Source organism: Streptomyces sp. G5(2025), assembly GCF_049542075.1.
Taxonomy (GTDB): Bacteria; Actinomycetota; Actinomycetes; order Streptomycetales; family Streptomycetaceae; genus Streptomyces.
In genome coordinates, this window is sequence record NZ_JBMUZT010000002.1 from 899,904 (window position 1) to 923,226 (window position 23,323).

At 72.2% G+C, this 23,323-nt stretch carries 18 protein-coding genes and 4 pseudogenes; 14 read left to right on the forward strand and 8 right to left on the reverse strand.

Features of this window, described 5'->3' with window-relative positions:
- The 4 genes and pseudogenes from ACOBQB_RS04410 to ACOBQB_RS04425 form a co-directional block, all read right to left on the reverse strand.
- On the reverse strand, nt 1–948 hold the full coding sequence (locus ACOBQB_RS04410) for a beta-ketoacyl-ACP synthase III (RefSeq protein WP_423588929.1): 948 nt from the start codon (nt 946–948) through the stop codon (nt 1–3).
- Between the two features lie 134 nt (nt 949–1,082).
- Complete coding sequence (locus ACOBQB_RS04415) at nt 1,083–1,217, reverse strand: MFS transporter small subunit (protein WP_423588930.1); 135 nt, start codon at nt 1,215–1,217, stop codon at nt 1,083–1,085.
- On the reverse strand, nt 1,186–2,520 hold the full coding sequence (locus ACOBQB_RS04420) for an OFA family MFS transporter (RefSeq protein ID WP_423590386.1): 1,335 nt from the start codon (nt 2,518–2,520) through the stop codon (nt 1,186–1,188). The genes ACOBQB_RS04415 and ACOBQB_RS04420 overlap by 32 nt, the downstream gene beginning before the upstream one ends.
- 93 nt (nt 2,521–2,613) lie before the next feature.
- Nucleotides 2,614–2,664, reverse strand: a pseudogene (locus ACOBQB_RS04425) (hypothetical protein); the annotation flags it as partial.
- Between ACOBQB_RS04425 and ACOBQB_RS04430 the strand changes: the two are divergent.
- The 3 genes and pseudogenes from ACOBQB_RS04430 to fdhD all read left to right on the forward strand — a co-directional run.
- Nucleotides 2,659–3,473 (forward strand): annotated as a pseudogene (locus ACOBQB_RS04430) (2-dehydropantoate 2-reductase); the annotation flags it as partial. The pseudogenes ACOBQB_RS04425 and ACOBQB_RS04430 sit on opposite strands and share 6 nt — an antisense overlap.
- A pseudogene (locus ACOBQB_RS04435) lies at nt 3,474–3,849 on the forward strand (Fe-S-binding domain-containing protein); the annotation flags it as partial.
- Between the two features lie 7 nt (nt 3,850–3,856).
- A complete protein-coding gene (gene fdhD / locus ACOBQB_RS04440) occupies nt 3,857–4,705 on the forward strand; it encodes a formate dehydrogenase accessory sulfurtransferase FdhD (protein WP_423588932.1) in 849 nt (282 codons plus the stop codon).
- A 76-nt stretch (nt 4,706–4,781) separates the two neighbouring features.
- On the opposite strand, the gene ACOBQB_RS04445 is transcribed toward fdhD, so the two are convergent.
- Nucleotides 4,782–5,237, reverse strand: a complete 456-nt coding sequence (locus ACOBQB_RS04445) for a MarR family winged helix-turn-helix transcriptional regulator (RefSeq protein WP_423588933.1) — start codon at nt 5,235–5,237, stop codon at nt 4,782–4,784.
- A 98-nt stretch (nt 5,238–5,335) separates the two neighbouring features.
- Here ACOBQB_RS04445 and ACOBQB_RS04450 point away from each other — a divergent pair, with 98 nt between their 5' ends.
- From ACOBQB_RS04450 to ACOBQB_RS04460, 3 genes are all read left to right on the forward strand, one after another.
- Nucleotides 5,336–6,274, forward strand: coding sequence for a quinone oxidoreductase family protein (locus tag ACOBQB_RS04450; protein WP_423588935.1), 939 nt, complete (start codon nt 5,336–5,338; stop codon nt 6,272–6,274).
- 286 nt (nt 6,275–6,560) lie between these two features.
- On the forward strand, nt 6,561–8,393 hold the full coding sequence (locus ACOBQB_RS04455; RefSeq protein WP_423590387.1) for an exo-alpha-sialidase: 1,833 nt from the start codon (nt 6,561–6,563) through the stop codon (nt 8,391–8,393).
- Between the two features lie 10 nt (nt 8,394–8,403).
- Nucleotides 8,404–9,663 carry a DUF4185 domain-containing protein gene (locus tag ACOBQB_RS04460; RefSeq protein WP_423588937.1) on the forward strand — a complete coding sequence of 420 codons (1,260 nt, stop codon included), beginning with the start codon at nt 8,404–8,406 and terminating at the stop codon, nt 9,661–9,663.
- Here ACOBQB_RS04460 and ACOBQB_RS04465 read toward each other — a convergent pair.
- The gene (locus ACOBQB_RS04465) at nt 9,599–10,654 is read right to left on the reverse strand and encodes a bile acid:sodium symporter family protein (protein ID WP_423588939.1); all 1,056 of its coding nucleotides are present in this window, start codon (nt 10,652–10,654) and stop codon (nt 9,599–9,601) included. The genes ACOBQB_RS04460 and ACOBQB_RS04465 overlap by 65 nt on opposite strands.
- Before the next feature lie 165 nt (nt 10,655–10,819).
- Between ACOBQB_RS04465 and ACOBQB_RS04470 the strand changes: the two genes are divergently transcribed.
- Nucleotides 10,820–11,716 (forward strand): LysR substrate-binding domain-containing protein, encoded by an 897-nt coding sequence (locus ACOBQB_RS04470; RefSeq protein ID WP_423590389.1) that lies wholly within the window; start codon nt 10,820–10,822, stop codon nt 11,714–11,716.
- 120 nt (nt 11,717–11,836) lie between these two features.
- On the opposite strand, the gene ACOBQB_RS04475 is transcribed toward ACOBQB_RS04470, so the two are convergent.
- Nucleotides 11,837–12,709, reverse strand: a complete 873-nt coding sequence (locus tag ACOBQB_RS04475; protein WP_423588940.1) for a hypothetical protein — start codon at nt 12,707–12,709, stop codon at nt 11,837–11,839.
- Between the two features lie 476 nt (nt 12,710–13,185).
- Between ACOBQB_RS04475 and ACOBQB_RS04480 the strand changes: the two genes are divergently transcribed.
- The 7 genes from ACOBQB_RS04480 to ACOBQB_RS04510 all read left to right on the forward strand — a co-directional run bounded on the left by ACOBQB_RS04480 (nt 13,186) and on the right by ACOBQB_RS04510 (nt 22,965).
- A complete protein-coding gene (locus ACOBQB_RS04480; protein ID WP_423588942.1) occupies nt 13,186–13,848 on the forward strand; it encodes a GntR family transcriptional regulator in 663 nt (220 codons plus the stop codon).
- Nucleotides 13,849–14,047: 199 nt separating this feature from the next.
- A complete protein-coding gene (aceE, locus tag ACOBQB_RS04485; protein WP_423588944.1) occupies nt 14,048–16,747 on the forward strand; it encodes a pyruvate dehydrogenase (acetyl-transferring), homodimeric type in 2,700 nt (899 codons plus the stop codon).
- Between the two features lie 2 nt (nt 16,748–16,749).
- The gene (sucB, locus tag ACOBQB_RS04490) at nt 16,750–18,183 is read left to right on the forward strand and encodes a 2-oxoglutarate dehydrogenase, E2 component, dihydrolipoamide succinyltransferase (RefSeq protein ID WP_423588946.1); all 1,434 of its coding nucleotides are present in this window, start codon (nt 16,750–16,752) and stop codon (nt 18,181–18,183) included.
- Between the two features lie 274 nt (nt 18,184–18,457).
- Nucleotides 18,458–20,281: an AMP-dependent synthetase/ligase gene (locus ACOBQB_RS04495; protein ID WP_423588948.1), complete on the forward strand. Its 1,824-nt coding sequence runs from the start codon at nt 18,458–18,460 to the stop codon at nt 20,279–20,281.
- 232 nt (nt 20,282–20,513) lie between these two features.
- A complete protein-coding gene (locus ACOBQB_RS04500; protein WP_423588950.1) occupies nt 20,514–21,302 on the forward strand; it encodes a hypothetical protein in 789 nt (262 codons plus the stop codon).
- 99 nt (nt 21,303–21,401) lie between these two features.
- Nucleotides 21,402–22,052, forward strand: coding sequence for an ABC transporter ATP-binding protein (locus ACOBQB_RS04505; RefSeq protein WP_423588952.1), 651 nt, complete (start codon nt 21,402–21,404; stop codon nt 22,050–22,052).
- Nucleotides 22,053–22,131: 79 nt separating this feature from the next.
- A complete protein-coding gene (locus ACOBQB_RS04510) occupies nt 22,132–22,965 on the forward strand; it encodes a TrmH family RNA methyltransferase (RefSeq protein WP_423588953.1) in 834 nt (277 codons plus the stop codon).
- A gap of 65 nt (nt 22,966–23,030) precedes the next feature.
- Here the strand turns inward: ACOBQB_RS04510 and ACOBQB_RS04515 are convergent.
- Nucleotides 23,031–23,318 (reverse strand): annotated as a pseudogene (locus tag ACOBQB_RS04515) (helix-turn-helix domain-containing protein); the annotation flags it as partial.
- Nucleotides 23,319–23,323 lie beyond the last annotated feature (5 nt).

Here is a 23,323-nt window from a genome sequence, read left to right on the forward strand (position 1 = left end):
TCAGGGGCAGCGCACGACCTGTCCCGCGTACGACAGGTTTCCGCCGAAGCCGAAGAGCAGGACCGGGTCCTGGGAGCGCAGCTCGCCGCGCTCCACCAGCTTGGACAGGGCCATCGGGATGCTCGCCGCCGAGGTGTTGCCGGAGTCGACGACATCGCGCGCGACGACGGCGTTCACGGCGCCGATGCGCTCCGCGAGCGGTTCGATGATGCGGAGGTTGGCCTGGTGCAGGACGACCCCGGCGAGGTCGGCCGGGGTGAGCCCGGCGCGTTCGCAGGCCGCGCGGGCCAGCGGCGGCAGCTGCGTCGTCGCCCAGCGGTAGACGCTCTGTCCCTCCTGGGCGAAGCGGGGCGGGGTGCCCTCGATGCGGACGGCGTTGCCCATCTCGGGCACCGAGCCCCACAGCACCGGGCCGATGCCGGGCTCCTGGCCGGGCCCGCAGGCCTCGACGACGGCGGCGCCCGCGCCGTCACCGGTCAGCACGCAGGTGGTGCGGTCCGTCCAGTCGGTGACCTCGGACATCTTGTCCGCGCCGATGACCAGGGCGCGGCCGGCGGCCCCGGCCCGCAGGGTGTGGTCGGCGGTGGCGAGCGCGTGCGTGAAGCCCGCGCACACGACGTTGATGTCCATGGCGGCCGGCGAGGGGATGCCGAGCCGGGCCGCCACGCGGGCGGCCATGTTCGGCGAGCGGTCGATGGCCGTGGAGGTGGCGACCAGGACCAGGTCGATCGCGTCGGGAGTCAGGCCCGCGGCGGCCAGGGCCTTGCCGCCGGCGTGCGCGGCCAGCTCGTCGACCGGCTCCTCGGGACCCGCGATGTGCCGGGTGCGGATGCCCACGCGGGAGCGGATCCACTCGTCGCTCGTGTCCACGGTGCCCGCCAGGTCCTCGTTGGTGAGGATCTTGGCGGGCTGGTAGTGGCCGACGGCGGCGATGCGCGAGCCGTGCATGTACGGGTCCCCCTTGTTGCCGGAGATGCGGGACCCTCCAGTGTGCTCAGCGACTCACCGGTAACCGGGCAGGTAAAGCAACAGGAAAGAGGCGCCCGCTTTGGATGCTTCTCATGAGGGGGTCACTCCTGCGGTCACCCTCTGAAGAGTTGTGTGACCTTGTGTACGAGTTCATACAGTCCGTAGCCGAGTGGTAGCCCCACCCAGAGCCAGGCGAACACGGTGAGTGGGCGGCGGTCACGTGGGGGTGTGTGCGGCGGCGTGGTCATCGTCGGCCTCCCTCGGGGCGGGGATGTGGTGGCGGGGGTGGACGGGGCGGACCAGTTCGTTGGCGACGAAGCCGACGAGCAGCAGTCCGATCATGATGGCGAAGGAGAGGCCGTAGAGCCCTGACCCGTGTCGGCCCGCCGCCTCCTGGTGGTCGGCCACCCGGTTCACGATCAGCGGGCCGAGGACGCCCGCCGTGGACCAGGCGGTGAGCAGCCGGCCGTGGATGGCGCCCACCTGGTAGGTGCCGAAGAGGTCCTTCAGATAGGCGGGGACGGTCGCGAAGCCGCCTCCGTAGAAGGAGAGGATCACCAGCGTGCAGCAGATGAACAGCGGTTTCGAGGTGTCCCCGAAGCGCGCGATGAGCAGGTACATGAGCGCGCCCGCGCCGAGGTAGACGCGGTAGACGTTCTTGCGGCCGATCAGGTCGGAGGCCGAGGACCAGCCGATACGGCCGGCCATGTTCGCGGCCGAGAGCAGGGCGACGAAGCCGGCCGCGGCGGAGACCGAGACGGGGGTCGCGGTGTCCGCGAAGAAGTCCGTGATCATCGGGGCGGCCTTCTCCAGGATGCCGATGCCCGCGGTCACGTTCATGCACAGGACCACCCACAGGCACCAGAACTGCGGGGTGCGGACGGCCTGCCGCGCCGACACCTGCGGCCCTTCGAGCGCGCCGGGCACGCCGGGCCCGCGCGCGCCCTCCGTACGCGGTACGCGCACCAGGAGCACCCCGAGCGCCATGAAGACGGCATAGGTGAGGCCGTGCACGAGGAACGCGAGCGCGATGCCGTCCGCGTCCGCGCCGAAGGCGTCCAGCATCCGCGCCGACCACGGCGAGGCGATGAGCGCGCCGCCGCCGAAGCCCATGATCGCGATGCCGGTGGCCATGCCGGGGCGGTCGGGGAACCATTTGATGAGGGTGGAGACGGGCGAGATGTAGCCGATGCCGAGGCCGATCCCGCCGACGAAGCCGTAGCCGAACACGATCAGCCAGTACTGGCCGGTCGCGGCGCCGAGCGCGGCGATCAGGAAGCCCGAGGAGAAGCAGACGAGGGCCACGGTCATCGCCCAGCGCGGGCCGTTGCGCTCGACGAACGTACCGCCGAAGGCGGCGGACAGGCCCAGCATGACGATGCCGAGCTGGAAGGGCAGCGCGCTCTGGGTGCCGCTGAGGTGCAGCGCGGATTCGAGGGGCGGCTTGAAGACGCTCCAGGCATAGGCCTGGCCGATGGAGAGGTGCACCGACAGGGCGGCCGGCGGCACGAGCCAGCGGCTCCAGTCGGGGGGTGCGACGGGGGGCTTCATGATCCCGAACGCTAGGAACCGGGCGGCGGGTTGGGAAGGGGGCGTACGGACTACGGCCGCCCCAACTGCCCTACTGTAGACAGTATTGAGTGCGCCGTGCCGCCGCATGGCCGCCAGATGCGGTCCACGGGCGACGAGATGGACGTCGGCGCCGGCGCGGCGCGGCGCGGCTCCGGCGTAGGCGCCGATCGCACCGGCGCCGAGGGACTGCGACTTCGCGTACTGAGCCCGGGCGGTGACTCACCGCCCGGGCCCACGCCACCGACGACCCGGCCCGGATCGGCCCGGTCGACTTCACCTTCCTCAGCCTCAAGGCCGACTCCTGTGCCGCGTGCGGGCCGCTGATCGAACCGCTGCCGCACCGCACGACCGCGGTGGTGGCGGCCCAGAACAGCGTCCCCTGGTGGTACTCCTTCCGCCGGCACGGCGGCCCGCACGACGGCCACCGCCTGGAGAGCGTCGACCCCGGCGGCGCCATCAGCGCGGTGCTCGTGCCCGAACGTGCCGTCGGCTGCGTGGCCTACGCGGCCATGGAGCTCGAAGCACGCGCCCTGGTACGGCACTTGGCGGGCACCTGCTTCTCCATCGGCGAGCCGGACCGGTCCCGCTCGGCGCGCTGCGCGGCGCTCAGCGAGGCCATGGTCGCGGGCGGTCTGAAGTGCCCGGTCGAGCCGGAGCTGCGCGACGACATCTGGATCAAGCTGCTCGGCAACATCTCCCTCAACCCGATCAGCGCGCTCGCCCGCGATCATGATGAACGAGACGCTGGCCGTCGCCGCGGCCCTCGGCTGCCGGCCGGAGATCGCGGTGGAGCGGCGGCTCGCGGGGGCCGAGCGGGTCGGCGACCGCCGCACCTCCACCCTTCAGGACCTGGAACGCGGCAAACCGCTCGAAGTCGACGTGCCGTTGGCCCCCGTCGTCGAACTCGGGACGTCACGGGTGGCCCGGTGCCGATCTCCGTGGCCGGACGCGGCTTCGACGCCCGCGTCGCCGTGGAGCACGACGCCCCGCTGACCGACTCGGCGTGCGTGTACTGCGGGAACTGCGGGAACTGCGGGAACTGCGTCGAGGTGTGCCCGACGGGTGTGCCCTGAGCTTCACGTCGGAGTTCGACGTGCGGGCCGCCGGGACCTGGGACGCTGGGACGAGGCGGCGCAGACCGGGACGACAACCGTGTGCGCTTGCTGCGGAGTCGGCTGCAACCTCACCCTCCACGTGCAGGACAATGAGATCGTGAAGGTCACCTCCCCGCACGACAACCCGGTGACCCACGGCAACCTCCGCAGCAAGGGCCGCTTCGGCTACCAGCACGTACAGAACCGGGACTGATCAAGACATGGGACGAGTCACGGAGCGACGCAAGGTCATCCGGGTACGGGACGGGCACGTCTCCGAACGGCCCGACACCCTGGTCGCCGAGGAGCCCCTGGAGATCCGGCTGAACGGCAGGCCGCTCGCCATCACCATGCGCACCCCGGGCGATGACTTCGCGCTCGCGGCGGGGTTCCTCGTGAGCGAGGGCGTGCTCGGCGCGGCGGACGAGCTCCAGTCGATCGTGTACTGCGCCGGGGCGACCGCCGACGGGTCCAACACGTACAACGTCGTCGACGTGAAGACCGCCCCGGGTGTCGTGCTCCCCGACATCACGCTGGAACGCAACGTCTACACCACCTCGTCCTGCGGCCTGTGCGGCAAGGCGAGCCTGGACGCGGTCCGCACCACGGCCCGCTTCCCGATAGCCGACACTCCCCCGGTGCGGCTCGATGTGGAGCTGCTGTCTCAACTGCCCGACCGGTTGCGCGCGGCGCAGCGGGTCTTCGACCGGACCGGGGGCCTGCACGCGGCGGCGCTCTTCTCCGAAGAGGGGGAACTGCTCGACATACGGGAGGACGTGGGGCGGCACAACGCCGTCGACAAGCTCGTCGGCCGGGCCCTTCAGGACGGCCGCCTCCCGCTGTCGCGGGCCGTCCTGCTCGTGTCGGGCCGCGCCTCGTTCGAGCTCGCCCAGAAGGCGGTGATGGCGGGCATCCCGGTGCTCGCCGCGGTCTCCGCGCCGTCCTCGCTGGCGGTCGACCTGGCCGCCGAGACCGGTCTGACGCTGGTCGGCTTCCTGCGCGGCTCCTCCATGAACGTGTACGCGGGCGAGCACCGCGTCGCCCTGCGGGCCGCGGCCGGCCAGGGCTGACCCGGGGCTGCCCGCGGCACGCCGGCGCGGTCCCGGCCGGCGGGGAGCGCCCCCTGCGCCGGCCGGGCCACCCGCCTCAGGGCGCGCCGTCCTCCGTGACCCCGGAGATCCGGGTCAGCATCTGCAGGAACCGTTCGCGCTCGTCGGCGGAGAGGGGCGCGAGGAGTGCGTCGTTGGCCCGCTCGGCGGCCCGGGCGCAGCGGGCCAGGAGCCGCCTTCCCTCGGCGGTGATCGTGATCGCGTTCTTGCGGCGGTCCTTGGGGTCGGGCGCGCGGTCGACGAAGCCGCCGGCCTGAAGGTCGTTGATCACCCCGACCATGTCCTTCGGGTCGAGCAGGACGCTGCGGCCCAGCTCGGCCTGGGCGACCGGGCCGAGGTCCGCGACGGCCGCGAGCACCACGTGGTGCCACATCTTCAGCCCCTCCTGCGCGAGCGCTTCGGCGACCAGGCTCCGGCCGCGGGCGGCCGCGCGGCCGAGCAGCCAGCTGGGGAGGGTGCGGATGGCGCTGGGGGCGGGTGGCGTCGTGGGCATGGGCGGAGCCTAGCGAAGAATCATTGGACTTCCCAACGAAGATTGTTTACCGTTGGGCTTCCCAATGGTTTTCCCCATGCACTGTGGAGGTGGTGCGGATGCGTCGCGTCCGGTACGAACGCAGCGGCGGCCCCGAGGTCCTGTTCCTGGAGGAGGTCCCTGTCCCCGAGCCGGGGCCGGGCGAGCTGCTCGTGCGCGTCGAGGCCGCCGGCGTCACGCTGCCCGTCGTCCGCAAGGTCCGTGAGCAGCGCGACCCGATCGCGCTCGGCGGCGAGATCGCGGGGGAGGTCGTCGCACTCGGCGAGGGCGTGCGTGGCCATGCGCCGGGCGACCGGGTCACGGGACTCGTCTTCGGGCACGGGTACGCCGACTACGCCCTGCTGCACACCGCCATGGCCTCCCCCGTCCCGGACGGGGCGAGCGCGGTCGACGCCGTCGCGCTGGTCCGCTCCGGGCTCGTCGCGTTCGGCGCGCTGGAGGCCGCGCGCCCCGCGCCGGGCGAGGCCGCGCTCATCACGGCCGCGGCGAGCGGGGTCGGCCATCTCGCCGTGCAGCTGGCGAAGTCGAGGGGGGCCGGGCGCGTCGTGGGCGCCGTGTCGGACCCCGGCAAGGCCGACTTCGTGCGCGGTCTCGGTGCCGATGACGTCATCACGTACGACCGTGAGGGGCTCCTGGACCAAGCCTCCGGCGAGGGATTCGACTACGTCCTGGACGCGGTCGGCGGCGACCTGCTTCCCTCCGCCGTCAAGGCCCTCGCCCCGCACGGCCGGCTCGTGGCCTACAGCTCGGGCGGCGGCACGGTGGCCGCGTACGACCTGCTCGTCGGCGCGAAGTCGGTCATCGGCTTCCAGATGGCGCTGATCGCGCGCGGCAGGCCGGAGCTGTACGAGGCGTGGCGGCGGGAGCTGTGGCGCCTGTACGGGGCGGGTGAGCTGCGGCCCGCCGTGCACGGGCGGTTCGCGCTGGAGGACGCGGCTCTCGCCCACGCGGCGATCGAGGAGCGGGGCAACCTCGGGAAGGTGGTCCTCGTGCCGTGACCGACGCGCGGTTGCGTCGGCGCATGGTTCTTGTGAGGCGGGGTGGGCCTCAGTACCGTCTATGGCTCGAACATAGGACGTGGGATGTCAGGATGTCCCGTCGCTGTCGCCGTCGCCGTCGCCGTCGCCACGAAAGGCGGGCCGCACCATGTCGTCGCTGTCGTCGAACCCAACGAGTCCCTTGAATCCATCGGATCCATCGGATCCATCCGTTCCATCGGATCCATCGGGATCCAGCCTCCGCGTACGTCTCAGATCGCTGCGCACCGCCACCGCCACCGCCGCGCTGACCGCGGTGGCCCTCGCCGCGCTGCCGCTCGCTCCCGGCGCGCAGGCGGCGCCCGAGCCGACGGCGGCGTTCGAGGAGCAGGTGCTGTTCAAGGCCTCGCAGGACCCAGGGTATGCCTGCTTCCGCATCCCGGCCGTGGTGAGGACGGTCAAGGGAACGCTGCTCGCCTTCGCCGAGGGCCGGGTCGACAACTGCGGCGACGCGGGCGACATAGACCTGGTGCTCAAGCGCTCGCACGACGGGGGCCGCACCTGGGGGCCGCTCCAGGTCATCAACGAAGGCGACGGCGACACCCACGGCAATCCGGCGCCCGTCGTGGACCGTACGAGCGGCCGTGTCCTGCTCGCGGAGACGTTCAACACCGGCCGCACGGACGGCAAGAACTGCGACATCCCCTGTGACCGCACCCCCCACCTCCAGTACAGCGACGACGACGGCCGCACCTGGTCGCAGCCACGCGACCTGAGCGAGGAGATCCTGCCGGAGAACTGGAACTCCTGGTACGCGACCGGGCCCGTGCACGGCGTCCAGCTGACCCGCGGCCGGCACGCGGGGCGGCTCGTCTTCGCCGTCAACGCCGAGACGTGGGACGGCAGCCGGATAAGCGCCAACCACGCGGCGCTGGTCGTCAGCGACGACGGCGGCGACCACTGGCGGATCGGCGCCACGGACTCCTATCCGGTCGCCGCCGACGGCACGTTCCGCCAGAAGCCGTCCGAGATGACCGTCACCGAGCGGCCCGACGGGGCACTCCTCGTCAGCGGGCGCGAGCAGGACGGCACCGACCTCGGCCACCGCACCCAGGCGGTGAGCCGCGACGGCGGCAAGTCCTTCACCGCACCCTTCCAGGCGGTCCCCGACCTCTACGCGCCCCAAGTGCAGTGCTCCACCCTCCAGTCCGGCAAGCGGATGCTGCTCGCCTGCCCCGGCGACCCCGACCGCCGCCGCACGATGCAGATCCGCTCCTCCTACGACGGCGGCCGCACCTGGGACAGCGTCGACCGGGGCACGACGGTCACCACGGACTGGTCCGGCTACTCCGACCTGGTGCGGGCCGGCGGCGCGCACGTGGGCCTGCTGTACGAGGCAGGCGCGGTCGACGCGCGCGACGAGATCCGCTTCGCCCGCTTCACCGAGGACTGGCTGAAGCCGCGCCGCGGCCCCGACCCGACGACCCGCGACCACGCCCCGGGCGCCCGCCCCGCGGCCGTGCTCGGCGGGGCGCGCGAGACCGAAGGGCGCTTCGGCGGCGCGCTCTCCCTCGACGGCGCGGACGACGCCGTACGCCTGCCCTTCCGCCGCCAACTGCCGCTCGGCGCCATGGACTTCACCGCCTCGATGTGGTTCCGCTACTCCGCGGCCACCGGGGAGCAGCCGTTGCTCTGGATGGGCGGCATCGGCACCAACCAGCCGCAGGTGTGGCTGCGCGGCGAGCCCGCGAGTGACCGCGTCACCGGGCTGATCACCACGCGTGACGGCGGCGAGCCGCCGAGGTCCGCCGTCGTGCGCACCACCGACGCGTACAACGACGGCGAGTGGCACCACATCGCGCTGCGCCGCGGCGACGGGCGGCTCACGCTCTTCCTCGACGGGGAGCGCGTCACCGCGGCGGACGTGCCGGGCTCGGTCAGCCGCAACTCCGCCTTCGGCGTCCACCTCGGACAGCGGATGGACAGCCGCGCCCACTTCACCGGGTCGGTCGACGACGTGGCGGTGTACGACAAGGCCTTGAGCGACGCGGAAGTGGGAGCCCTGCGCACGGGTGAGGCACCTGTGACACGGGCCACCGTCGCCCGCCTCCCCATGGACCGCGTGCGCGGCAGCAACTAACGTCCCCGGCGTGTCCGACCGAGAACGTCGCGGTGGCGCGGGCGGCAGGATCTGGCTGGTCCTGCTGCTCGCCGTCGCCTGCGCGGCCGTCCTGCTGATCGCTCTGCCGGAAGACGACCGGGAGGGCACGCCCGACGCGGCATGCCGCCCCCGGACCGTGGCGTCCTGGTCCGCCGAGGACAAGGCGACGGGAGAGTTCGCGCGCTACGGCGACGACGGGACGCGGACCGACGACTGGACCGGCGGGGACGGCACCCACTCGGTGCGGCTGCCGGACGGGCGCGTCCTGTGGCTGTTCTCCGACACCTTCCTCGGCCAGGTCCACGCCCCGCCCAACCCGGCGGGCCAGCCGCACACCTGGCGCGACACCAGCGCGCCGATGGTGCGCAACTCGGGTGTGGTGATGTCCCGTTCGGGCTCCCTGGACCGCACCCTCCCCGCTCCCCTCTTCCCCGACCCGGCGCCCCAGCAGTGGCGCTGGCCGGTGGCGGCGCGGGTCGAGCCCCGTTCGCCGGGCTCGGACGAGCAGGTCGTACGCGTCCTGCTGTGGAACCGCGTGGCGAGCCAGGGCCCCTGGATCTACGGCGTTCCCCTCGCCACGGAGGTCGCCACGCTCTCCCTGCCGGACCTGCGTGTCGAGGGCATCGTGAAGGTCTCCGACCAGCAGGGCGTCAAGGACCCCGAGAAGCGGGTGCTGTACGGCGCGGCGACGGTCGACGACGACGGCTGGACGTACGTCTTCGGCGGCACCGACGCCCAGGCCACCTCGCGTCCGTCCTCGCACGCCCATGTCGCGCGCGTCCCGCACGGCAGGCTCGCCGAGTCCGGCGCGTGGGAGTACTGGGACGGCGAGGAGTGGGGACGCGCGGCCACCTCGCGGCCGGTGCTCGGGGACGGCAGGCGCAAGGGGGTGGGCAGCGCGTTCACGGTGGTGCGGGAGAAGGGGACGTATGTGCTGTTCACCATGGCCGCGGGCACCGAGGGGCTGACCACCGTCACGTCGTACTGGTCGTGCTCCCCCACCGGCCCCTGGCGCGGGCCCGCCAAGGCGTTCGAGGCGCCGCTGCCGAAGGACGCCGCGGCGCGCCAGGAGACGGCGGCCTACAACCCGCAGGCCCACCCGGCGCTCGGCGGGGACGGGCGCGTCGTGCTGAGCTACGACGTCAACTGGCTGGACCCGGTGCCGGCGAGCGCGCAGGCGAACGTCAACCGGAACGTGGCGCTGTACCGGCCGCGGTTCGTGACGCTGCGCCTTGCGGAGCCGCGCTGAGCGACTCCTCGCCGCCGAAGTCGCGCGGATCGCGCGAGCGGCGCTTGGCGATGACCGCGCAGACCATCAGCTGCATCTGGTGGAAGAGCATCAGCGGCAGGACGGCGAGGGAGGCGTGCGCCCCGAACAGGACGCTCGCCATGGGCAGCCCGGCGGCCAGGGACTTCTTCGACCCGGCGAACTGGATCGCGACGCGGTCGCCGCGGCCGAAGCCGAGCCGCTTGGCGCCGTACCAGGTCAGCGTCAGCATCACGGTGAGCAGCACCGCCTCGACGCCGAGCAGCGCGAGCAGCCGCCACGGAGTGACCTGGCTCCAGATGCCCTGCACCATGCCCTGGCTGAAGGCGGTGTAGACGACGAGGAGGATCGAGCCGCGGTCCACGTACCCGAGGACCTTCTTGTGCCGCGTGACGAAGCCGCCGACCCAGCGGCGCAGCAGCTGCCCGGCGACGAACGGCACGAGCAGTTGCAGCACGATCTTGACCACGGAGTCCGCCGAGAAGCCGCCGCCCCTGCCGCCGAGCAGGGCCGCCGCGAGCAGCGGTGTGAGCAGGATGCCGGCGAGCGAGGAGAAGGAGCCCGCGCAGATGGCCGCGGGGACGTTGCCGCGGGCCATGGAGGTGAAGGCGATGGACGACTGGATCGTGGAGGGCACCAGCGTCAGGAAGAGGAAGCCGCTGTAGAGGGCGGGCGTCAGGACGTAGGGCACGAGCCCTTTCGCCGCGAGCCCGAGCAGCGGGAAGACGAGGAACGTACAGGCGAGGACCGTGACGTGCAGCCGCCAGTGCTTGAGCCCGTCGAGCGCCTCCCGGGTGGACAGCCGGGCCCCGTAGAGGAAGAAGAGGAACGAGACGGCGGCGCTGGAGGCCCCTGAGGCGACGTCGGCGGCGGTGCCGCGGGCGGGTATGAGCGCCGCGATCCCCACGGTCGCTAGCAACGCCACGATGTAGGGGTCGACCGGCATCCAGGACGGCCACTTCAGGCGTTTCACGGTGCTCCATGCTCTCGGGGGGGGTATCCGACCTCCGGCCGGAACGTGCTGAGACGTACTGGAACGTGCCCTCTCCATGATCCTCCTGTCCGGCGTCATCGGGAACGCCGTACACCGCTCTCACTGTCATCACGGATCACGATGAGCGGCACTACGCTGGTGGGTGTGTACGACCCTTCGCAGCTGCGCACCTTCCTCGCGGTCGCCCAGACGCTGAGCTTCACCCAGGCCGCTCGTCGTCTCGGCCTGCGCCAGTCGACGGTGAGCCAGCACGTGCGCCGCCTGGAGGACGCCACGGGACGGCCGCTGTTCACCCGCGACACGCACAGCGTCGAGCTGACCGAGGACGGTGAGGCGATGCTCGGCTTCGCGCGGCGCATCCTCGCGGTGCACGAGCAGGCGGCGGCGTTCTTCACCCGGACGCGGCTGGGCGGGCGGCTGCGGTTCGGGGCGTCGGAGGACTTCGTCCTGACCCGGCTCACCGACATCCTGGAGTCCTTCCGGCACGACCACCCGGACGTCGACCTGGAGCTGACCGTCGAACTCTCCGGCACGCTCCACGAGCAACTGGACGCGGGCAAGCTCGACCTGGTGCTCGCCAAGCGGCGCCCGGAGGACCCGCGCGGCGAACTGGTCCGCCACGACGAGCTGGTGTGGATCGGCTCCGAGCGGCTGCGCCTGGACCCCGAACGCCCCGTACCGCTGATCGTCTACCCGCCGCCGGGCATCACCCGCGCGCTCGCCTTCGAGGCCCTGGAGCGGCGCGGCCGTGCCTGGCGCGTGGCGTGTACCAGCGGCAGCCTCAACGGCCTGGTGGCGGCGGCCCGCGCGGGCCTCGGCGTGATGGCGCACTCGCGCGGACTGATCCCGCCGGGGCTTGTCCGCGTCCCCGACCGGGCGGGACTGCCGGAGCTGGGGTCGGTCGACTTCGTGCTGCTGCACGGCGAGCGGCGCGCCGCCGACCAGGGCGCGCCGGGCGCCGCGGACGCGCTGGCGGCGGCGATCCTGGCGGGCGGGGACCGGCTGCGGCGCGACGCTGACGCAGCGGTCGCGGGGAGGTGAGTTCCTTGAAGCGGCGCAGGTAGGGCGCCGATTCGATGTGCCGCACCCCGTCGAGCGAGCCGAGGCCGCCGCTCAGGTAGCCGTAGAGCTCCGCGGTCTCGCGGGTCAGGACGCTCGCCATCAGGTTGGCGGAGCCGGTGATCGCGGAGACGCGGGCGGCCTCGGGTGCCCGGCCATCGCCCGCCCCACCTTGTCGAGCGCTCCGGGGGCGACGGTGATCCAGAGCATCGCGGCGGTGGTGAACCCGAAGCGCGCGGTGTCGTAGTCGGTGTCCAGATACAGCGCGCCGGAGCCGAGCAGCGCGGCGACGTGACGCTTCACGGAGGACTCCGAGCGGCCGGTGAGCCGCTGGAGTTGGGGGTAGGTGACCCGGCCGTCGGCCTTGAGGGCGGCGACCAGCAAATCGTCGTCGGGGGCGATGCGGGTGGGGCCCGGCGGCACGACGGGCGGGCCCGGCGGCACGACGGGCGGGCCCGGCGGCACGACGGGCGGGCCCGGCGGCACGGCGGGCGGGCCCGGCGGCACGACGGGCGGGCCCGGCGGCACGACGGGCGGGCCCGGCGGCACGACGGGCGGGCCCGGCGGCACGGCGGGCGGGCCCGGCGGCACGGCGGGCGGGCCCGGCGGCACGGCGGGCGGGCCCGGCGGCACGGCGGGCGGGCCCGGCGGCACGGCGGGCGGGGCGGCCGCGCGCAGCGCCGCGGCCTGCTCGTCGGTCAGCGGGCGGTGCTTGCCGATCCAGCCGGTGCGGCCGCCGTAGAAGCGGTGGATGAGCTGGTGGGCGGTGATCTCGCCGGGGTGGCGCTCGCCGCGGTGCCGCCCGCGAACGCGGGGATGGCGAGCGGCGCGGTCAACACCTTCCGCCGGCTCGGATACACGGTCGGCGTCGCCCTGTTCGGCACGGTGCTGACCTCCCGTATGGCGGACTCGCTCGGCCATGACGCGGCGCACGCGGTCGCGGGCGGCGGGGCCCCGTCGGTGCGCGGCACGCACTCCGAGCAGGCGATACGGCGGCCTTCGCGGACGGTCTTCGCCGACGGTCTTCGCCGACGGTCTTCGCGGACGGCCTGAACGGGGCGTCCCTCGCGGCGGGCGTCGCGGGGCTCGCCGCCGGGGTGCTGGTGCTCGTCATGGTGCGTGCCGGGGCGGCGGCCAGAGGGGTAGGGGGTGGCGGGGGCGGGTGCGTCGGGCGGCACGCTCGGGGACGGCAGCCCGGAACCCGCTGCTCTGCGGCAGCCGTAGGGGGCAGCCGGTGGGCGGGGTGATCACCAGGGCTTCCCGGGCCGCACAAGAGCCGGCCGGTGGGCCCGCTGATCGCCTCGCCCGTCTCCAGAAACAGGTCCGGCTCCAAGGGATGTGAACCTGGTGCGGCGTGACCATAGTGGCGTACGTTAACCGATGATCGATCATCGTCAATCTGTTCCCTCAGGCCCCGCCCCCGCCCCCACCCCCTTCCGACCGGAGTCCCCATGCCAGGTGAGAGAGCAACCGCATCCTCGGCGTCCGCCGCCTCGTTGCGACGCGTCCCCTTGAGCGAACAGGTGCGGCGCACCCTCCTCGACGGGCTGCTGAACGGCCGCTGGCGCCCCGGCGACCGCATCATCGAACGGCACATCGCCCAGGAGCTGGACGTCAGCCACGGCCCCGTACGCGAGGCGCTGCGCGACCTCCAGGCCATGCGGCTCGTGGACATGATCCCCAACAAAGGCGCACGGGTGCGGGAGTTGTCCCCGGACTATCTGCCCGCGGTCTATCCGGTGCGCGCCGCCCTGGAGCGCCTCGCCGGCCAGCTGGCCGTACGCCGGCTCGCGGGCGACGTGTCGGAGCTGGAACCGCATCTGGACCTGCTCCGCCAGGCGGCGCGGGACGGGGACCCCGACCGCCAGATCCATTGCGCCGTCGAGTTCCACCGGGAGATCGTCCGGTCAGCTGGGAACGACGTGCTGCTGCGCAACTGGGAGTCCCTGGCCATCGAGTTGTGGACCCGCCTCTCCCTGAAGTGGCTGCGCACGGAACTGCACGAGAACGCCGAGGACCACGTCGCCATCGTGGACGCCTTCCGGCGCCGGGACCCCTATGTGGGCCGCATGCTCGAACTGCACGTCCTGGACTACGCGCACGCTACGGACTGACTGGGACGAATGATCGATCATCGCTCATTACTCGCCAGTAAGTGTTGACTGCACCTATTGGTGACTCCTAGGTTCTGGATAGCGGAAGAGCCTTTCCGTATAACGAAATCCCAGCAGTCGGCGACGTGGGAGCACCGTCACCCCGTCAGGCACGCCGCGACAGCCGCCTCCTCACCCAGGAACGTGAAAGGGAATCACCGTGTCCCAGCTCGACCAGCTTCCCGACAAAGACCCGTCCGAGGTCGCCGAGTGGCGTGAATCCCTCGACGCCGCGGCCGAATTCGGGGGCCCGCAACGCGCCGCACAGCTTCTGCGGCGCGTCAACGAACACGCGCGGCGTACCGGAATCGACGTCCCGCCGTTCCTGGAGACGCCGTACGTCAACACCATCCCCACCCCCGCCGAACCGGCCTACCCCGGTGACGAGGAGATGGAGCGGAAAATCACCGCGTGGAACCGCTGGAACGCGGCCGCGATGGTCACGCGCGGCAACCAACGCGGCGGCCTCGGCGGGCACATGGCGACCTTCGCCTCGGCGGCCTGGCTGTACGAGGTGGGCTTCCAGCACTTCTTCCGCGGCAAGGAGTCCGGGGACGCCGCCGGCTCCGGTGACCAGCTGTACGTCCAGGGCCACGCCTCCCCCGGCGTCTACGCCCGCGCGTTCCTGGAAGGGCGCCTGAGCGAGGGGCAGTTGGACCGCTTCCGGCAGGAGACGGGCGGTGACGGACTGCCGTCCTACCCGCACCCGCGCCGCCTGCCCTGGCTCTGGGAGTTCCCGACGGTGTCGATGGGCCTCGGCCCCCTCTCCGCCATCTACCAGGCACGCTTCAACCGCTACCTCACCCACCGCGGCATCAAGGACACCTCCGGCTCACACGTGTGGGCGTTCCTCGGCGACGGCGAGATGGACGAGCCCGAGTCGACGGCGGCCCTCGCCCTCGCCGCGCGCGAGAAACTGGACAACCTCACCTTCGTCATCAACTGCAACCTCCAGCGCCTCGACGGCCCCGTGCGCGGCAACTACAAGATCGTGCAGGAGCTGGAACGGCAGTTCCGCGCGGCCGGCTGGAACGTCGTCAAGTCCCTGTGGGGCCGGGCCTGGGACGAGCTGCTCGCCGAGGACACCGACGGCGCCCTGGTGCGTCGGCTCGGAAGCGTTCCCGACGGCCAGTTCCAGACCTTCGCGGCGCGCGACGGCGCGTACATCCGCGAACGGTTCCTCGGCGCGGACCCGGCGCTCGCCCCGCTCGCCGACCGGCTGAGCGACGCGCGGCTCGAAGAGATCGTCGGCACGTCGCGGGCCGGTCACGAACCGCGCAAGGTGTATGCCGCCTACCGCGCCGCCCTGGAGCACAAGGGCGCGCCCACGGTCGTCCTGGTCCAGACGGTCAAGGGCTGGACGCTCGGCCCCGGCTTCGAGTCGCGCAACGCCAACCACCAGATGAAGAAGCTCTCCGGCAAGGAGTTCCGCGCCATGCGGGACCTGCTCGAACTCCCCATACCCGACAAGGCGTTGGACGACTCCCTCGTGCCGTACTGGCACCCGGGAGCCGACTCCGCCGAGGCCCGGTACCTCAAGGAGCGCCGCGCCGCCCTCGGCGGACCGGCCCCCGCGCGCAAGGTCATCCCCAAGCCGCTGCCGCTGCCGTCCGCGAAGCCCTTCGACGCGCTGAAGAAGGGTTCGGGCAGCCAGGAGATCGCCACGACCATGGCGTTCGTCCGGCTGGTGAAGGAACTGATGCGGGACAAGGAGACCGGCAGCCGCTGGGTCCCCGTCGTACCCGACGAGGCCCGTACCTTCGGCATGGAGTCGCTGTTCCCCTCGGCCGGCATCTACTCGCCGATGGGCCAGACCTACGATCCCGTCGACCGCGACCAGCTCCTCTACTACAAGGAGTCCAAGGACGGCCAGATCCTCAACGAGGGCATCACGGAAGCCGGTTCGCTGGCCTCGCTGACGGCCGCGGCGACGTCGTACGCGACGCACGCCGAGCCGATGATCCCCTTCTACATCTTCTACTCGATGTTCGGCTGGCAGCGGACGGCCGATCAGTTCTGGGCTCTGGGCGACCAGTTGGGGCGCGGGTTCGTCATCGGGGCGACGGCGGGCCGCACCACCATGACGGGCGAGGGCCTCCAGCACGCCGACGGGCACTCGCACCTCATCGCGTCCACCAACCCGGCCGCGGTCAGCTACGACCCGGCGTTCGCGTACGAGGTCGCCGTCATCGTCCGTGAAGGGCTGCGCCGCATGTACGGCTCGGAGGCCGAGGACGTCTTCTACTACCTCACGGTCTACAACGAGACGAAGGTCCAGCCGCCCATGCCGTCCGGGGAGGGCGTGGAGGAAGGCATCCTGCGCGGCCTCTACCGCTACCGGGAAGCCGTCGACGCGACTGCCGACGCCCCGCGGCTGCAACTCCTCGCCTCGGGCACCGCCATCCATTGGGCCCTGGAGGCGCAGCGGCTCCTGCGCGAGGACTGGGGAGTCGCGGCCGACGTGTGGTCGGCCCCGTCCTGGACGGAGCTGCGGCGTGAGGCGCTCGACGCGGAGGCGGAGAACCTCCGCGCGGCCACGGCGGGTGAGGGTGCGGGTGCCGGGGGCGGCCGTGTCCCGTATGTCACGCGGGCGTTGGCCGGTGCTCCGGGGCCGGTGGTCGCCGTCAGCGACTGGATGCGTGCGGTGCCGGATCAGATCAGCCCCTGGGTGGAACAGGAGTGGACGTCCATCGGTACCGACGGCTTCGGTCTCTCCGACAGCCGGGAGAACGTCCGCCGCCACTTCGGCGTGGACGCCCCCTCGATCGCGGTCGCCGTCCTCGCCACGCTCGCCCGGCGCGGCGAGGTCAAGCAGGAGACGGTGCGACGGGCCGCCGTGCGGTATGGGGTGGAGGCGTGACCATGTCCAACAAGTCCGAGTCCGAGTCAAAGTCCGAATCCGAGGTCATCACCCTGCCCGCGCTCGGTGAGTCCGTCACCGAGGGCACCGTCACCCGTTGGCTGAAGGAGGTCGGCGAGGAGGTCGCGGCCGACGAGCCCCTCCTTGAGGTCTCGACGGACAAGGTCGACACGGAGATTCCGTCGCCGGTGGCGGGCGTGCTCCTGGAGATCGTCGTCGGCGAGGACGAGACCGCCGAGGTCGGCGCCAAGCTCGCCGTCGTCGGTGCGCCCGGTGCCACCCCGGCCCCGGCCAAGGAGGAGGCCCCGGCCGCCCCCGCGCAGCAGGAGGCCCCCAAGCAGGAGGCCCCCAAGCAGGAGGCCCCGGCTCCGGCTCCGGCGGCCCCCGCCGCTCCGGCTGCCGCTCCCGCCGCCCCGGCGCAGCCCGCCGCTGCCGCCCCGGCCCCGGCCCAGCCCGCGGCCCCGGCTCAGGCTCCCGCCGCCCCGGCGCAGTCCACTCCGGCCGACGACGGCGCCTACGTGACCCCCCTGGTCCGTAAGCTCGCCTCCGAGAACGGCGTGAACCTCTCCGAGGTCAAGGGCACCGGCGTCGGTGGCCGCATCCGCAAGCAGGACGTCATCGCCGCCGCCGAGGCCAAGCAGGCCGCCCCGGCACCGGCCGCCGCCCCCGCCGCCCCGGCCGCGTCCAAGGCCCCGGCCCTGGAGACGTCCCCGCTGCGCGGCCAGACGGTCAAGATGACCCGCATGCGCAAGGTCATCGGCGACAACATGATGAAGGCCCTGCACTCGCAGGCCCAGCTGACCTCGGTCGTCGAGGTCGACATCACCAAGCTGATGAAGCTGCGCGCCAAGGCCAAGGACGCCTTCGCCGCCCGCGAGGGCGTCAAGCTGTCCCCGATGCCGTTCTTCGTCAAGGCCGCCGCCCAGGCACTGAAGGCCCACCCGGTCATCAACGCCCGCATCAACGACGACGAAGGCACCATCACCTACTTCGACGCGGAGAACATCGGCATCGCCGTCGACGCCGAGAAGGGCCTGATGACCCCGGTCATCAAGGGCGCGGGCGACCTCAACATCGCCGGCATCTCCAAGAAGACCGCCGAGCTCGCCGGCAAGGCCCGCGGCGGCGGCCTCACCCCGGACGACATGTCGGGGGCCACCTTCACCATCTCCAACACCGGCTCGCGCGGCGCCCTGTTCGACACGGTCATCGTGCCGCCGAACCAGGCCGCCATCCTCGGCATCGGCGCCACCGTCAAGCGCCCGGTCGTCATCAACCACCCCGACCTCGGCGAGACCATCGCCGTGCGGGACATGACGTACCTCTCGCTCTCCTACGACCACCGCCTGGTCGACGGAGCCGACGCCGCCCGCTACCTGACCGCCGTCAAGGCGATCCTGGAAGCCGGCGAGTTCGAGGTCGAGCTCGGCCTGTAGGCGAAGGACGGAACACGGGGGTGGAACACCGGGGCGGATACCCGAGGCGGAAGCAGCCGCCGCATCTCTGCACGCCGCGTACAGATTCGGTGGAGATTACGCCACCGAAACTTACTCCAGCGTAAGTAGTTCTGTCCGGCCCTTCCCTTTGTGGCCGTATTTCCGCCGCCTGACCAGCGCCGATGGTCCGTACCACCGCGTTTCGACCCCCTCCCGGGGGGCCGCGCCGTGGGGTACGGTCCAGGCGCTGTGCGGAGCGCCACAAGGAGCATCATTGCGCGAGTTCACGAACCCTCCGATGGCGTCGGTGCCGCTGGTGGGCGGCCTTGCCGACGCTGTTTTCGACCATGCTCTCGACGACCCGGCGCGCATCGCCCTCGGCCGCAAGATCGACGGACGATGGCACGACGTCACCTCGGCGGCGTTCCGCGACGAGGTGCTGGCGCTGGCGAAGGGCCTGATCGCGCAGGGCGTACGGTTCGGCGACCGCGTGGCCATCATGTCCCGCACCCGTTACGAGTGGACGCTCTTCGACTTCGCCCTGTGGACCATAGGCGCCCAGGTCGTGCCGATCTACCCGACCTCCTCGGCCGAGCAGGTCTTCTGGATGCTGCACGACGCCCAGGTGTCCGCCGCGATGGTCGAGCACGAGGACCACGCGATGACGGTCGGCTCGGTCATCGACCGGCTGCCGCAGCTGCGCCGGCTGTGGCAGCTGGACGCCGACGCGGTCGGTGAGCTGAGCGGCGCGGGCCGCGACATCGACGACGAGGTGGTGCACCGACACCGCCGTGCGGTCACCCCCGACTCCATCGCCACGATCATCTACACGTCGGGCACCACGGGCCGCCCCAAGGGCTGTCTGATCTCCCACGCGAACTTCATGTTCGAGGCGGATGTGATGGTCGGACGCTGGGAGCCGGTCTTCCACTCCAAGCGCGGCGACGAGGCCACCACGCTGCTCTTCCTGCCGCTGGCGCACGTCTTCGGCCGCATGGTGCAGGTCGCGGCGGTGCGCGGCCGCGTCAAGATGGGCCATCAGCCGAATCTCAACGCGGCGGCGCTGCTGCCCGACCTGGCCGCGTTCCGGCCCTCGTTCATCCTGGCCGTGCCGCACATCTTCGAGAAGGTCTTCAACGCGGCGCGGCGCAAGGCGGAGAAGGAGGGCAGGGCGGGCGCGTTCGACAAGGCCGTCGAGTGCGCGGTGCGGTACGCGGACGCGATGGAGGCCAAGGCCTTCGGGTCGGGGCCCGGCCCTTCGGCGGGGCTGCGCATGCAGCACCAGCTCTTCGAGAAGCTCGTCTACTCCAAGGTGCGCGACGCGATGGGCGGCCGGGTGCGGCACGCGATGTCGGGCGGTTCGGGCATGGACCGGCGGCTCGGCCTGTTCTTCGCGGGCGCCGGCGTGACGGTCTACGAGGGGTACGGGCTGACGGAGTCGACGGCCGCCGCGACCGCCAACCCGCCCGAGCGCACCCGTTACGGCACGGTCGGCCGGCCCATCCCCGGCACCTCCGTGCACATCGCGGAGGACGGCGAGGTCTGGCTGAGCGGCGGCAACGTCTTCCAGGGCTATCTCAACGACCCGGCGGCCACCGAGGCGTCCCTGCGCGACGGCTGGCTGGCCACCGGTGACCTGGGCTCGCTCGACGAGGACGGCTATCTGACGATCACGGGCCGCAAGAAGGAGATCCTGGTGACCTCCGGCGGCAAGAGCGTCTCACCGGCGCAACTGGAGGAGCGGGTGCGCGATCATCCGCTGGTCGCGCAGTGCATCGTCGTCGGCAACGACCGGCCCTACATCGCCGCGCTCGTGACGCTGGACGCGGAGGCCGTGGAGCACTGGCTGACGATGCGCCGCAAACCCCTGCTGCCCCCCGGTGAGCTGGTGCGCGACCCGGATCTGGAGACGGAGGTGCGCAGGGCCGTGGTCGCCGCGAACACCCTGGTCTCGCAGGCCGAGTCGATCCGTACGTTCCGGATACTGGCGCATCAGTTCAGCGAGGAGCACGGGTTGCTCACGCCGTCGCTGAAGCTGAAACGGAAGGCGATCGAGACGGTGTACTCGGCGGAGGTCGAGGCGCTGTACCACAGCTAGCGGACGCCACGGTGTGACCTCGCTGTTTCTGACGGCCCATCAATTATCAGCGCACCAGTTATTGATGCCTCGTCAGGTCGCGCACAGAATCAGCCCCACTCCGACGTCAGGGGGCTCGACGTGCCGCGATCGATCCGCACCATCTGCACCACCGTGGCGGCCCTGCTGCTCGTCACCGCCTGCACCTCCGCATCCACTGGCGGCGGTTCGGAGGTCGACAAGGCCGGCGGCCGTGCTGGGCCGCTTCCTGTCGGTCCCGCTGGCGTTCGCGGGCGGCCTCGGGCTCGGCATACTCCAGAACCTCGTCGCCGGGTACGCCGGCTTCGCCGAGCGGATCACCGGCTTCCGTACGACCGTGCCCTTCCTCATCCTCTTCGCCGGGCTGCTCCTGCTCACCCGGCGGCGGCGCACCGCGGGCACGGCGGCGGTGGACGCGCCGCCGGTCGATTACCTCGCCGGGCGGCCCTGGGCCCACCGGTGGGGGCCCTGGGCGGTGGCGGCGGCCCTGCCGGCCCTCGCCTTCTACACCGTGACCACGCCTTTCTGGAGCGGCATCCTCGCGCAGGGCCTGGCCCTCTCCCTGGTCTTCGTCTCCTTCACCGTGGTGACGGGGCTCGGCGCGATGGTCTCGCTGGCGCAGGCCACCTTCGTGACGGGCGCCGCGCTGGTGGCGGGGCCGCTGATGAGCCACGGGTGGCCGTTCGCCGGGGCGGCGCTCGTCGGGACGTGCGCGGCGGCGCTCCTCGGGACGTGCGCGGCGGCGCTCCTCGGGGCGCTCGTGGCGGCGCTCCTCGGGGCGCTCGTGGCGGCGCTCCTCGGGGCGCTCGTGGCGCTGCCCGCGCTGCGGCTCGGCGGCCGCTCCCTGGCCCTCGCGACCCTGGCCCTCGCCTTCCTGGCCGACCAGGTCCTCTTCCAGATGGGGTGGCTGCGCAACGCACCCCGCACGCCCGACGACCCGAACCCGACGCTCCGGACACCGCACACCCCGGAAGGCACGCCCCCGACACCACACACCCCATGAGGCACGGCCGGGAGCCGCGCGGCTCAGGGGGAAGCGACCGCCGCCCTTGCACTCCGTCAAGTCCACGCCGGGCGCGACGGCACCCCCGTCCTCCACGGAGTGGACCTCACCGTCCGGCCCGGCGAGATCGTGGCCCTCCTCGGTCCCAACGGCGCGGGCGAGTCGACCGTCTGCCTCGCGGCGGCAGGGCTGCTCACCCCCACCAGGGGGCAGGTGTACGTCGCCGGGCGTAACGCCACGCGCGACGGTGCCGTCCGTCGCTCCCGGGCCGGAGTCGCCGACAACCTCGTCGTCGCACAGGAGTGGCGGGGCGGAGACGGCGGTTTCGTGGCCGACCTGCTGGCCGCGCCGACCAGGCGTACGTACGAGGCCGAGCGGCGCCAGCGGGCGCAGGCCGTGCTGCGCGCGTGCGGCCTCCAAGCGCTGGCCGGGCAGTACGCGGGCGCCCTGCCGGTCGGACAGGCCCGCATGGTGGAGCTGGCACGGGCCGTCGCGGACCCGCCGGGGGTGCTGCTCCTGGACGAGCCCGCATCCGGGATGACAGCCGACGAAAGGCGGTACCTGTCATCGGTGATCCGCCACCTCGCGGACGAAGAAGGCTGCGCCGTACTGCTCGTCGAGCACAACGTCGCGTTCGTGATGGAGCTGTGCGCCCGCGTCATCGTGCTCGGCCTCGGCCGCGTGCTGGCCGAAGGCACGGCCGCCGACGTGCGCGCCGACCCGCGGGTACGGGACGCCTACCTCGGATGAGAGCCTGTCCCGTCACGCTGTCCCGTCTCGCTGTCCCGTCACGCTGTTCCGTCACGATGACGGCCCATTTGGAGGACCGATGCCCGCCCGCCCGCGGATCACCGCACGCAACGCCCGTTTCCAGCAGTGGGAGGCGTTGCTGAGCAACCGGAACAAGCGCACCCGGGCGCGCGAGTTCCTGGTCCAGGGCGTTCGTCCCATCTCGCTGGCGGTACGGTACGGCTGGCCCGTCAAGGCGCTGCTGTACGACGACAGCCGGGAACTGTCGCAGTGGGCCAAGGAGCTGCTGCGCACGGTCGCCGCCGAGCAAGTGGCGATGGCGCCCGACCTCCTGTCCGACCTGGGAGAGAAGAACGGCAGCGCGCCGGAGATCGTCGCTGTCGTGGAGATGCCCGCCGACGACCTGGAGCGGTTGCGGGGCGGCAGCGATTTTCTGGGCGTCTGCTTCGACCGGCCGACGAGCCCGGGGAACATCGGCAGCGTCATCCGGTCCGCGGACGCCTTCGGGGCGGACGCGTTCATCGTGTCGGGACATGCCGCGGACATCTACGACCCCAAGTCGGTACGGGCCAGCACCGGGTCCCTGTTCGCCGTGCCGGCGGTGCGCGCCCCTTCCCCCGCCACCGTGATGGCCTGGGTCGCCGCGCGGCGGGCCGAGGGAGCGCCCATCGTGCTGGTCGGCACCGACGAGAAGGGCGAGTGCGAGGTCTTCGACTTCGACTTCACCCAGCCGGTGCTGCTGCTGGTCGGCAACGAGACGTCCGGGCTGAGCAACGCCTGGCGAGACCTGTGCGACCACACCGTCAGCATCCCGATGACCGGCTCCGCGAGCTCCCTCAACGCCGCCAACGCCGCGACCGCCGTACTGTACGAGGCACATCGGCAGCGCCTGGCCGCGGCGCGGCGGCTCTGACGTCCCGGCACGGCACAGCTAGGGCGCGTATCGAGTCGTGATCAATGTGCGGGATTCGCCCTCGTAGCGAGACCTGGACGGGCCGATCGCTGGACCGGCCCTTCCCGCGGACGTAGTCGCAGGCTGACGCACCTCTTCGTCACGGTCTTGGGTGTCTTGGCTGGAGAGCTCCGCGGTCGTGAGGATCGGTCCTGCATGGACTCGCCTGCGAGGTAGCGATCGACCCAGCGCTTCACGGTCGGCCAGGACACCTGGAAGCGGGCCGCGACTTCGCTGATTGGCCAGCCGTCGTCAGCGACGAGAGCGGCTTTCAGCCGGTGGCACGGGGTGAGGGCCGCGTTCGAATGCGACATTTCTG

What these genes read in the sequence shown, in the direction of transcription:
- ACOBQB_RS04445 (WP_423588933.1), bottom strand. Translation starts at nt 5,237, where the DNA reads ATGCCCACGACGCCACCCGCCCCCAGCGCCATCCGCACCCTCCCCAGC.
- ACOBQB_RS04420 (WP_423590386.1), bottom strand. Translation starts at nt 2,520, where the DNA reads ATGAAGCCCCCCGTCGCACCCCCCGACTGGAGCCGCTGGCTCGTGCCG.
- ACOBQB_RS04510 (WP_423588953.1), top strand. Translation starts at nt 22,132, where the DNA reads ATGCCCGCCCGCCCGCGGATCACCGCACGCAACGCCCGTTTCCAGCAG.
- fdhD (WP_423588932.1), top strand. Translation starts at nt 3,857, where the DNA reads ATGGGACGAGTCACGGAGCGACGCAAGGTCATCCGGGTACGGGACGGG.
- ACOBQB_RS04415 (WP_423588930.1), bottom strand. Translation starts at nt 1,217, where the DNA reads ATGACCACGCCGCCGCACACACCCCCACGTGACCGCCGCCCACTCACC.
- ACOBQB_RS04450 (WP_423588935.1), top strand. Translation starts at nt 5,336, where the DNA reads ATGCGTCGCGTCCGGTACGAACGCAGCGGCGGCCCCGAGGTCCTGTTC.
- sucB (WP_423588946.1), top strand. Translation starts at nt 16,750, where the DNA reads ATGTCCAACAAGTCCGAGTCCGAGTCAAAGTCCGAATCCGAGGTCATC.
- ACOBQB_RS04480 (WP_423588942.1), top strand. Translation starts at nt 13,186, where the DNA reads ATGCCAGGTGAGAGAGCAACCGCATCCTCGGCGTCCGCCGCCTCGTTG.
- ACOBQB_RS04410 (WP_423588929.1), bottom strand. Translation starts at nt 948, where the DNA reads ATGCACGGCTCGCGCATCGCCGCCGTCGGCCACTACCAGCCCGCCAAG.